The organism is Streptomyces sp. 3MP-14, assembly GCF_006334905.2.
GTDB lineage: Bacteria > Actinomycetota > Actinomycetes > Streptomycetales > Streptomycetaceae > Streptomyces > Streptomyces triticirhizae.
Window position 1 is genome coordinate 123713 of the sequence record NZ_VDLZ02000001.1, and the last position, 10917, is coordinate 134629.

Here is a 10917-nt window from a genome sequence, read left to right on the forward strand (position 1 = left end):
CGGGCGTGCGCCCCGGTGCGCGGGCGGTCAACGCGCCAGTGTGCGCGGGGAGATCACGCGCCGGCGCAGGGGGAGGCGGCCGGCGGGAGGCGCACGCGGGGTGAAGGAACGGGCGACTACACGGGTCCCGAGCGCTGCCGTTCGAGAAACGCGGCGACGCCCGCGTCCCTGCGGGCCGGGTGGAGGCGGGTCGCGGTGTCGGCGAGCAGCTCGGTGATCCGGGTGGAGCGCACCTGGTCCATCAGGTCCAGCGTCTGGCTGCCCACGGCCGCCGCCTCCTCCGGGCGCCCAGACCTGGCCAGGCAGCCGGCCAACTCCGCCGAGTAGAGCGCGATGTTGCGGGCGAAGTGCGGATCGCGCCTGGCAGCCTCCACCGCGCTCCCGGCGCACTCGGCGGCGCGCCGCCAGTCGCCGAGCAACGCCCAGCACTGCCCCTCCAGGCTGGCGAACTCGCCGTCCCCGAAGAAGGTCATCCACTCCGGGCTCTCCGGCGGCTCGCCCCGTTCGTACGCCCGCTGGGCCTGCGCGATGGCCTGCTCGGTACCGCCCCGGTCGCCCATGCCCGCCCAACCGGCCGCCTCGCGCAGCGCCAACAGGGAGCGCAGCCGCTCGGAACCCACCTGCCGCGCGGCGCGCGCGCCGGCCTGGGCGGCGCGCACCGCCTCCCTCGGGCGCCCCGTGTCCCTGGCGAGGAAGGCGGTGTTGCAGAACGCGTGCGCCTCCAGGGCTGGATCGCCGCCGACCCGGGCGGTGGCCAGCGCCTCGGCGTAGTAGGAACGGGCCTCGACCCAGCGCCGCGAGTCGTGCGCCAGCCAGCCGACCGAGATCGCCAACTCGCCGGTGTTGGAGTGCAGTTCGTCGTCGACCGCCGACCGCTTCGCGCCGGTGTCCAGGAGTTCGTAGGCGGTCCGCAGCGCCTCGCCGGCCGGCCGGTACAGCGCCAGCGCACCGTGTTGGTCGTCGAGCAGCCGGATGTCGCGCACGGCCTGGCGGACCCGGGCCACCTCGGCGGCGCCGGGGCGCCCCCGGCCGGCGGCCGAGGCGTGCGGCGCCGAGCCCAGTGCGGCCAGGGACGCGATGGCGGCCGGGCCGCCGGTCATGAACGCGCGACGCAGCACGTCGCCCTCCTCGGTGTCGTGGATGTGCTCACCCGGGGGCGCCGCGTCGCGCCCGTGCCGGGACGGCCGTTGGCCGTCGAACGCCCGGGGGGTGCGGTGGGGGGGAATCGGCTCGGCGCGGGGTGGGGGGATGGCGCGCGCGCCGCGTCCTCGGACGGTCTGTCGTGGCTCGAAGCCAAGGTCGGTCAGGGTGCGCCCCGGGAACATATGAAGAAATACCCGTTCGTACGCGTAGTTAGGGCATCGGATCTCGCCTGCTTCCACGCGCCCCACGTAGCGCGCGTCGCAGGAGACCCGTTCGCCGATCTCCCGCGCCGCCCGCCGCACCGCGGCCGCGAACTCGCCGGGGGAGAGCCCGCCGCGCAGCGAGCGGAACGCCTCGTTGGGTGTGGTCGTCCTGGACGTGGATGATGACCTCGCCATGGCCGGGAAGGTACCGGCTGTAGCGGGTCGTTCACCGCCCGTTCGGAGAGGATCGGCCGCCGGCCCGTCGATCTGCCATGAACTGCCATCCAAAGGAGGGGTTCCGAGCCGTAGCCGTTGACAGTGGTCCGCCGTTAAACAAACGCACTCGACAGCACCCTGGAGGAGGACCCCATGGCGGACACCGGCGACACGGCGGCCTGCGACGTGGTCACGGTCCCGGCGCGGCAAGGACTGGAAGCCGTCGATCTGCTGCGCCTGCGGCACGGAGTGGGCCCAGTGCTCCACGACCGGGAGGGCGAGACCCTGGGCTTCCTGGTGCCACCCGGCACCGCCGCGCGCTGGAACCTGCCGGGCAGCGCCTGCACCAGGGCGGGCTCGGACGCCCCGGTGGGCGGCCGCCCCTCGGTGGCGGGAAGCTGCTGGCTGGTGCCCCCGGAGGGGGCCGTCGCCCGGGCCACCGAGCCCGAGCGGCTGCGGGCCGCGATCTACGAGGCGGTCAACACCCTGGCCGTCGTTGACCGTTGCGGGGGCGTGGTCCGCCGCTGAGACGCCGGCGCGTCCGCCGGCGTGGGGGCCGGGGACGCGCCGGGCCCGCGCGCCGCGCACGCCGGCCGTGCCCGCCGCCCCGCGCGCGGCCGCGCACGCCGTTCGCACATGCTGGCCGCGCACGCCGCCCGTGCCCCGGGTGCGCCACGGTGCCGCGCCCGGGGGAGACTGGCCTGGTGGCGGGCAGAAGAGCGCGGCGGGCGGCCGACCGGGGACAGGTGACCGAGACGGTCGAGGGCGGGGTCGCCCGGCTGGTGCCCGACCCGGACCGGGCGGACGCCTGGGAACTGCTGTTGGACGGCGCCCCCCAGTCGCATGTGGACCTGGCCGATCCGACCCGGCTCACCTTCGAGTACCAGCGCCGCCTGGGGCACCTCGTCGATCTGATGGCCCCCGCCGGACGCCCCGTGCGGGTGCTGCACCTCGGCGGCGGGGCGCTCACCCTGGCGCGCTATGTGGCCGTGACCAGGCCGCGCTCCAGTCAACAGGTGGCCGAGCCGGACGCCCCGCTCACCGCCCTCGTGCGCCGGCACCTGCCGCTTCCGGACGGCGCACGGGTGCGGGTACGCGCCGTGGACGCGAGGCAGGCGCTGGCCAGGGTCCCGCCCGGCTGGGCCGACCTGGTCATCACCGACGTCTTCGCCGACGCCAGGACCCCGGCGCACTGCGCCAGCCTGGAGTTCCTCGACGCGGTCAGGGGAGCGCTGGCCGTCGGCGGCTGGTACGCCGTCAACTGCACGGACGGGCCGCCGCTCGCGCATCTGCGGGGGCAGGTCGCCACCCTGCGGGCCCGGTTCCCCGAGGTCTGTCTGATGGCCGAGCCGGCCGTGTTGCGCGGCCGGCGCTTCGGCAACGGCGTGCTCTGCGCGGCCGACCACCCGCTGCCAGTCGCCGAGTTGACCCGCAGGGCCGCCGGCGACCCGTTCCCCGCGCGGCTGTTGACCGGGCGGGAGCTGGGTGACTTCACCGGCGGCGCGGCCGTGGTCACGGACGCCACGGCCCGGCCGTCACCACCCCCGCCGGAGGGGACTTTTCCCTGATCGAGGGCCGTTGTCAGACCCCCGTGTCACAGTGTGTGCTCGAACGGAGACTTCGAGTGTGACAAGGGGTGGGGGGATGAGCGTGCGGGGCCTCGATCGGGTGAGTCGGGCGGTGCGTCACGGGAGGTGGCGGGCCCTGGGACGAGGACGCCCCCGGCCCGGCCGCGCTGGGCGCGGTGCCGGACCGGGGGCCTGTCTCCCCCGCCCTCCCTCCCACGGCGCCCGCCTGGGGCGATGGCTCGCCCGGTGTGGCGGGGCGCTGCGGGAGGGCTTCCGGGTAGGGCGGGGGGAGCATGGCGGCGCCGGCCGCCAGGGGTCAGCCGGCGGCGGGCAGTTGCCCGGAGCCGACCACCCCCGCGTACCAGCGCGCGCTGGCCTTCGGGGTGCGCCGCAGCGTCTCGAAGTCCACGTGCACGACGCCGAAGCGCTTGCTGTAGCCGTACGCCCACTCGAAGTTGTCCAACAGGGACCACAGGAAGTAGCCGCGCACGTCCACGCCCTGGGCGATCGCCTGGTGCACCGCGTCCAGGTGGCCGTGCAGGTAGCTGATGCGGTCCGGGTCCTGGACGACCCCGCTGGCGTCGACCTTGTCGTCGAACGCGGCGCCGTTCTCCGTGATGTAGAGCGGCAGGTCGGGACGCTCCTCGCCGAAGCGCCGCAGCAGCTGCACCAGCCCGGTCGGGTCGATGACCCAGCCCATGTCGGTGCGTTCGCCCGGCGCCAGGTGGAACTCCACGGTCTCCGAGCCCACCCAGGGCGAGTGGTCGGAGGCGCCGTGCCCGTCGTTGCGGGGCGCCTCCCGGCCCTCCACCGGCGCCGAAACCACGGTCGGCGTGTAGTAGTTGAGCCCGAGGAAGTCGATCTGCTGGTGGATCTCCGCCTCGTCGCCGTCCCGCACGAAGGACCAGTCGCTGACGTGCGCGGTGTCCTCCTTCAGGTCGCCGGGGTAGGCGCCGTGCAGCACCGGGTCGGTGAAGATCCGGGTGTGCAGCGCGTCGATGCGGCGCGCGGCGTCCTGGTCCTCGGGGGACTCGGTGCGGGCCCTGATCACCCCGGGGTTGAAGGTGATGCCGATCTGCGCCTCCGCCGGCAGCACCGTGCGCAGCGCCTGAACGCCCAGCCCGTGCGCGAGGTTGAGGTGGTGGGCCGCCTTCAGCACCGACTCGGGCTCGGTCCGCCCCGGGGCGTGCACCCCGGAGCCGTAGCCGAGGAACGCGCTGCAGAAGGGCTCGTTGAGCGTGGTCCACAGCTTGACCCGGTCGCCCAGCGCCGTCGCGACGAGCTGCGCGTACTCGGCGAAGCGCTCGGCGGTCTCCCTGGCCGGCCAGCCGCCGGCGTCCTCCAGCTCCTGGGGCAGGTCCCAGTGGTAGAGGGTGATGGCCGGGGTGATGTTCCGCTCCAGCAGCCCGTCGGCCAGGGCCCGGTAGAAGTCCAGCCCGCGCTGGACGGCGGGGCCGCGCCCGGTGGGCTGGACCCGGGACCAGGACACCGAGAAGCGGTAGGCCTGGAGGCCGAGTTCGGACATCAGGTCGAGGTCGTCGGACCAGCGGTGGTAGTGGTCGCAGGCCACGTCGCCGTTGTCGCCCTGGAAGACCTTGCCGGGGGTCCGGCAGAAGGTGTCCCAGATGGACGGAGTACGGCCGTCCTCGCTGGCCGCGCCCTCGATCTGGTAGGAGGCGGTCGCCGATCCCCACAGAAAGTCGGCCGGGAAGACCCGTGGTTGCTTTTCAGTCATGGAAGCGCTCCCATTCTTGCTCGTAGAGAGGGTATCGAAGCCGGGCTGGCGGGGTGCTCAGCCCTTGAGTGCGCCGTGCATGATGCCGCCGACGATCTGCCTGCCGAACAGCACGAAGGCGATGAGCAGAGGCAGTGTGCCCAGGAAGGCGCCCGCCATGATCACGCCACGGTCGGGTACGTAGCCCTGGCCCAGCCCGGTCAGCGCGACCTGCACCGTCGGGTTCTGTTGGGTCAGGGCGATGATTGGCCAGAAGAACTCGTTCCAGGCCGCGACGAAGGTCAGCATTCCCAGCACGGCCATCGCCGGCCGGGCCGCCGGGAAGACCACGTGCCAGACCACCCGGAGGCTGTTGGCCCCGTCCACCCTGGCCGCCTCGATCAGCTCCGTCGGCAGCGCCTGCACCAGGTACTGGCGCATGAAGAAGACGCCGAAGGCGCTGACCATGGTCGGCAGGATCACGGCCTGGAGCTGGTTGGTCCACTCCAGCTTGGCGATCGCCATGAACAGCGGGACCACGGTGAGCTGGGGCGGCACCATCATGGTGCCGATGACCAGCAGGAGCAGCAGGTTCTTCGCGCGGAACCTGAGCTTGGCGAAGGCGAAGCCCGCGAGCGTGGCGAACAGCACGGTGGAGATGGTCACGGTCCCGGCCACGAAGATCGTGTTGATCATGGCCGTGCCCATGTTGGCGTCGGTCCAGGCCGCCTCCAGGTTGGTGAACAGCCGCCCGCCGAACCAGAACGGCGGAGTCGTCTCCGCCAGCCGGGAGTTGGTGTGCGAGGCCGCGATCGCCGACCACAGCAGCGGGAAGAGCGAGCCGACCGTGAAGACGGTGAGGATGAGATAGGTCAGCCAGCCGGCGCGCAGGTGGCCCCCGGCCCGGCCGGCCCTCCCGGCCCGCCTGCGGCGGCCTCCGCCCGACGGCGGGTCGTCCGTCGCCTCCCGCGTGTTCGGGGCGATGACAGGTGCGGTCGCCATCACGCCTCCTCGCCGTTGCTCTTGCCCACCAGCCGGGTGAGCACCCAGTAGAGAATGCCGATGATGATCAGCAGCAGGAACATCGTCCAGGCGATGGCCGCCGCCCGGCCGAGGTGCAGGTTGAACCAGCCCGTCTCGTACATGTAGAGGCCCAGGGTCTGGTACTGGCTCTGCGAGCCACCGTTCTCGCTGCCCGCCAACAGGAAGGCCTCACCGAAGAGTTGGGTGGCGCCGATGGTGGAGACCACCACGGTGAAGAGGATGGTGGGCCGCAGCGCCGGGATGGTCACATGGCGGAACTGCTGCCACCGCGAGGCGCCGTCCAGGGAGGCCGACTCGTAGAGGTCGTTGGGCACCGCCTGCATCGCGGCCAGATAGATCAGGGTGTTGTAGCCCGTCCACCGCCAGATCACGATCGAGGAGACCGCGAACTGCGAGGACCAGGTGCCCGCCTCCCAGCTCACCGGGTCGATCCCGACCAGGTCGAGCGCCCAGTTGATCATGCCGTAGTCGCGGCCGTAGAGCATGGCGAAGACCAGCGTGGCCGCCGCCACCGAGGTGGCGTACGGCGTGAGCATCGCCACCCGGAACATCATGCTGCCGCGCATCCGGTAGTTGAGGATGTGCGCCAGGCCCAGCGCCATCAGCAGCTGCGGGACCGTGGAGATCAGGCCGATGGTGAACGTGTTGCGGAGCGCGTTCCAGAAGAACTCGTCGTCCCAGAGCCGCGAGAAGTTCTCGAAACCAACCCACTCCATCTCGTTCGGGTTGGTCATCGACACCTGGTGCATCGCCGCCCACCCGGTGTAAAGGAGGGGGAAGAGCCCGAAGGCGGCGAAGAAGAGGAAGAAGGGGGAGATGAAGGCGTAGGGGCTGTACTTCAGGTCCCATCGGTACCAGCGGGAGCGGCGCTCGGTCCGCTTCTGCTCCTGGGAGGAAGGGCCGTCGGCCTTGCCGGAATCGTGGCGCGGGGCCGCGCCCCCCGAGGTGACGGGGGGCGCGGCCGAGGCGTGGTCAGTTGTCATCTACCTGTCCTGGTCATTCCGCGAGTGCGTTGTCCAGCTGGCTCACGACGCTGTCCCAGGCCTCGTCCCCGGAGATGCCCTGCTGCTCCAGCGCGGCCAGGCCGTCGGTGATGCCCTGCTGGATCACCTGGTCCTGCGGGCCGATCACCGAACTCGGGATCTCGGCCGCCGCCTCGGTGAAGATCTGACCGATGGGCGCGCCCTGGAAGTACTCGTGGGTGGCCTCCAGCACCTCGGGCAGCTCGTGCGCCGCCGCGGAGCTGGGGAAGCTGCCGCGCTCGGTGAAGAGCTTGGCCTGCTGCTCGGGGGCGGTCAGCCACGCGGCCAGCTTGACGGCCTCCTCCTTGTTGTCACTGGCGTCGGGGACGCCGATGAAGGAGCCGCCCCAGTTGGAGGGCGAGGGGGACTGGGCGACGTCCCAGGCGCCCTCGCCGTTCGCGCCGGCCTCGGACTGGATGTAGCCGAGCATCCAGGCCGGGCAGGAGGCCACGGTGGCGAACGCGCCGTTGGCGAAGGCGGTGTTCCACTCGTCGCTGAACTGCTGCTGACGGTCGGTCAGATCGCCCTCGGCGGCCTGCACGGAGAGGTCCCAGGCGGTCTGGACGGCCTCGCTCTCCTGGTAGTTCACCTCGCCGTTCGCGTTGTAGTACCGCTCCTCGTAACCGGAGACGACGGCGTTGAACATGCCGCCGGCGGAGTCGAGGTAGGCCACGTCGTCCGGCCCGTTGGCGAGGAACTGCTCGCCGACGTCGAGGTAGGACTGCCAGTCGGCGAAGAGCGCGCTGACCTCCTCGCGGTCGGTCGGCAGCCCGGCCTCCTCGAAGTAGTCCGTGCGGTAGCAGATGCCGGTCGGACCGATGTCCGTGCCGAGCCCGATCACCCGGCCGTCCTCGGTGGTGGCCTGGTCAAGCTTCCAGGGAAGGAAGTGGCTGGTGTCCACGTCCTCGTACTCGTTGAAGTCGACCCAGCGGTTGTTGAGGTCGCCGGTCATCTCGGCGATGTTGCCGACCTCGATGGCCTGGATGTCCATCAGACCGCTGTTCTGCGCGAGGCGGGTGCGCAGCTGGGCGATGTAGTCGCCGTTCTCGGTGATGGAGTCCTGGGTGATGGTGACGTTCGGGTTCAGCTCCATGTACTCGTCGTACAGGCCGGCCTCCTCGAAGCCGAACTGGCCGAAGACGCCGATGCTGATCTCGACGTTGCCGTCGCCGTCGCCACCCTCCTCGTCGTCGCTGCCGCAGCCCGCGAGGAGGCCCGTGGCAAGGGTGGCGGCTATCCCGAGGGCGAAGACCCGGGTGGTTCTGCGGTTGGGCCGGTGAAAAGTGCGTGCTCTATCGCGCATGACGGATTGTCCTCCTGGCGCACACATGACGTTGCCTTCCCGGCCAGTGGTGCGGCTGTGGGGGATGGGGCCTGGGCTCGGAACGTACGGGTTCTGTAGGGTTCTCGACGCGTGGGAGCGCTCCCAGCTGTGATGGGTTGAAGGCTTCCTGAGCCCTCGGCAAGTGTCAAGTCATAGAACAGGTCGCTTCGGTATCCGTGATGTAGTTGGACTCTGGGGCGCAAACGGGAGGAACCGATGGCAGTGACAAGGCGCGGCATGGGGCGCGACGGAAGACCGACCCTGGAACAGGTCGCCGCTCGTGCCGGCGTGGGGCGGGGCACGGTTTCCCGTGTCATCAACGGCTCGCCCCGGGTCAGCGAACGCACGCGCGCGGCCGTTCAGCAGGCCATCGCCGATCTGGGCTATGTGCCGCACCGCGCGGCCAGGGCGCTGGCCGCCAACCGCTCGGACGCGATCGCCCTCGTGGTCCCCGAGGCCGAGACCCGGCTCTTCGCCGAGCCGTACTTCTCGGGCATCATCCGGGGCGTCAGCGCGGAGTTGGCGGACACCGACATCCAGCTGCTGCTCACGCTCATCCGCACCCCGAAGGAGCGGCAGCGCTTCTCGCAGTACGCGGCCAGCCACCGGGTGGACGGCGTGCTGCTGGTCTCGGTCCATGGAGACGATCCGATGCCTGACCAGTTGGCTGAAATGGGCATCCCCGTGGTCATGAACGGACGTCGTTCCTCGGACGAGATGGTCCCCCACGTGGACTGTGACAACGTCGGCGGCGCGCAGTTGGCCGTCGAGCACCTGCTGGGCCGTGGGCGTTCCACGGTGGCCACCATCACGGGCCCGTCCGACATGTATGTGGCCCGCTGCCGCGTCGACGGCTACAAGGAGGCGCTGCGCGCCGCCGGCCGGGAACCCGACGAGGACCTGATCGCCAAGGGCGACTTCTCGGAGGAGAGCGGCCATGCCGCGATGCACAAACTGATCAAGCGGCGACCGGAGTTGGACGCGGTCTTCTGCGCCTCCGACCTGATGGCCATCGGGGCCCGCCGCGCGCTGCGGGAGCTGGGCCGGTCCGTGCCCGGGGACGTGGCGCTGGTCGGCTTCGACGACTCGGCGCTGGCCAGGCACATGGACCCGGCGCTCACCAGCGTGCGGCAGCCGATGGAGGGCATGGGCCGGGCGATGACCAGGGCGTTGCTGGCGGAGATCGGCGACTCGGGCCCCGACCGCCCCCGGTTGGTGCTGCCCACGGAGCTGGTGCGCCGGGCCTCGTCCTGAGGTTCGGGCCTCGCCCCGCCGGCGGGGCGAGGCCCGAACCTCAGGACGTCGGAATGTCGGGGACGTCGGGGGGAGTCGGCCGAAGTGCCCCTCCGGCGTCCGCCCGGTCGGTGTTGCGCTGGCCACATCCCGGCGCCCGGGTGTCCGTGAAAGCGCTCCCACGGGAGTGCTTATCGGCCATGCCCGAGTGGCCTTCCGTTGCCAGAAGGTTGTGCAAGGTGGCATCCGCTGTCGGTGCCTCGGTCTATGGTCCCTTGCATGGCTGTTCGACCACTCTGTGCGCCCGGCGATCTCGACCTCCGCCGGCCGCTGCCCGGGCGCCCCGCCGCCGCGCAGCGGGTCACGGCCGTCGCGGCCACCGCCGGGCTCAGCCGGGTCGCCGTGGCCACGGCGGCGCCCTGGTTCCCCGGCCTCGCCGAGCTGTTGGTGCTCACCCCGGGCGAGGACGCCCCGCCGTTACGCCTGCCCATGGCCCGGCGACCGCAGGGGGCCGTGGTGCGGGACATGGTCTTCAGCTCGGACGACGCCGCGCTGACCGTCTCGCTCGGCGGCTCCGAGGAGCAACAGCTGGGCCAGGTCGCGCACTTCGCGCTGCGGCCCCGGCCCGTCGAGCGCTGGCGGCGCTCGCTCAGCCGGCCGGTCTACGCCGGCTTCAGCGAGTGCGGCGGCCTGCGGCTCGCGGTCAGCGGCGACGGGCGGGTGGTCGCCGGCTGCGACCAGTCCAGCCGTTCCGTGCTGGCCTGGTCGGCGGCCGACGGGTCCCGGCTGGTCGACGGCGCCGCCGAGCCGCCCCGCGTCGGCGGCAGCGAGGCGATCGCGGTCGACGGCGAGGGCTCCCGGCTCGCGTTCCGGCTCTGCCGCCCCTACGAGCGCGCTCCCGACGGCGGCATCGCGGTACTGACCCCGGACAGCGGGGCGTTGAGCGTGCTGCCCACCGGCCTCGACTGGTGCGCCGGCCTGGCCTTCGCGCCCAACGGCGCGCTGCTGGTCGTGCTGGGCACGGCCGGCGGCGCCGCGCAGGCGGTCTTTCTCGACCCGGCCCGGCAGCCGGCCGACGCGGTGGTGGAGCGCCGTCGCCTGGCCGCGCTGCCCGCCGAGGCCGCCCAGCAGACGGCGCGTCCGGTCTGGGGCGCCGCCGGCCCCAGGGCGGCGCTGCGCGCCGACCGCACCGTCACGGTGTGGGACCTGGCGGCGGGGGAGCCGCTGTGCTCCGTGTCCGACCTGGGCCGCTCCACCGCCTGGGCCCTGACCCCCGACGGCCGCGCCCTGGTGGTGGCGTCGCCGGCCGAGGTGCGTGGCCATGACCTCGGCTGATCCAGGACCCGCCCGGCCTCGCCGCGACCCGTCCCCCGAACCCCGACCGCCCGAGCGCTGACCCCGGGACCGAACACCGAGACCCGGCACCGAGATCCGACCAACAAGATTCCGA

At 72.4% G+C, this 10917-nt stretch carries 9 protein-coding genes; 4 read left to right on the forward strand and 5 right to left on the reverse strand.

Translation table 11 applies throughout. The features are described from left to right. Positions 1-116 precede the first annotated feature (116 nt). Positions 117-1541 (reverse strand): hypothetical protein, encoded by a 1425-nt coding sequence (locus FH609_RS00560; RefSeq protein WP_139665781.1) that lies wholly within the window; start codon positions 1539-1541, stop codon positions 117-119. A gap of 174 nt (positions 1542-1715) precedes the next feature. Between FH609_RS00560 and FH609_RS00565 the strand changes: the two genes are divergently transcribed. Continuing rightward, positions 1716-2090: a hypothetical protein gene (locus FH609_RS00565; protein ID WP_139665780.1), complete on the forward strand. Its 375-nt coding sequence runs from the start codon at positions 1716-1718 to the stop codon at positions 2088-2090. A gap of 173 nt (positions 2091-2263) precedes the next feature. Then, a complete protein-coding gene (locus FH609_RS00570; protein ID WP_139665923.1) occupies positions 2264-3130 on the forward strand; it encodes a spermidine synthase in 867 nt (288 codons plus the stop codon). A gap of 316 nt (positions 3131-3446) precedes the next feature. Here the strand turns inward: FH609_RS00570 and FH609_RS00575 are convergent, their stop codons facing one another. From FH609_RS00575 to FH609_RS00590, 4 genes are read right to left on the reverse strand one after another with little or no spacing between them, the layout of a single operon-like run. Next, on the reverse strand, positions 3447-4865 hold the full coding sequence (locus FH609_RS00575; protein WP_139665779.1) for a GH1 family beta-glucosidase: 1419 nt from the start codon (positions 4863-4865) through the stop codon (positions 3447-3449). Between the two features lie 57 nt (positions 4866-4922). Continuing rightward, entirely contained in the window at positions 4923-5846 is a 924-nt protein-coding gene (locus FH609_RS00580; protein ID WP_139665778.1) for a carbohydrate ABC transporter permease, read from the reverse strand. Continuing rightward, positions 5846-6871 carry a carbohydrate ABC transporter permease gene (locus FH609_RS00585; protein WP_139665777.1) on the reverse strand — a complete coding sequence of 342 codons (1026 nt, stop codon included), beginning with the start codon at positions 6869-6871 and terminating at the stop codon, positions 5846-5848. The genes FH609_RS00580 and FH609_RS00585 overlap by 1 nt, the downstream gene beginning before the upstream one ends. 13 nt (positions 6872-6884) lie before the next feature. After that, positions 6885-8213, reverse strand: coding sequence for an ABC transporter substrate-binding protein (locus tag FH609_RS00590; RefSeq protein ID WP_139665776.1), 1329 nt, complete (start codon positions 8211-8213; stop codon positions 6885-6887). A 237-nt stretch (positions 8214-8450) separates the two neighbouring features. On the opposite strand from FH609_RS00590, the gene FH609_RS00595 reads away from it, so the two are divergent. Both FH609_RS00595 and FH609_RS00600 read left to right on the forward strand, forming a co-directional pair. Continuing rightward, the gene (locus FH609_RS00595; RefSeq protein WP_122182792.1) at positions 8451-9488 is read left to right on the forward strand and encodes a LacI family DNA-binding transcriptional regulator; all 1038 of its coding nucleotides are present in this window, start codon (positions 8451-8453) and stop codon (positions 9486-9488) included. A gap of 258 nt (positions 9489-9746) precedes the next feature. Continuing rightward, positions 9747-10802, forward strand: a complete 1056-nt coding sequence (locus tag FH609_RS00600) for a hypothetical protein (protein WP_139665775.1) — start codon at positions 9747-9749, stop codon at positions 10800-10802. Positions 10803-10917: the final 115 nt, after the last annotated feature.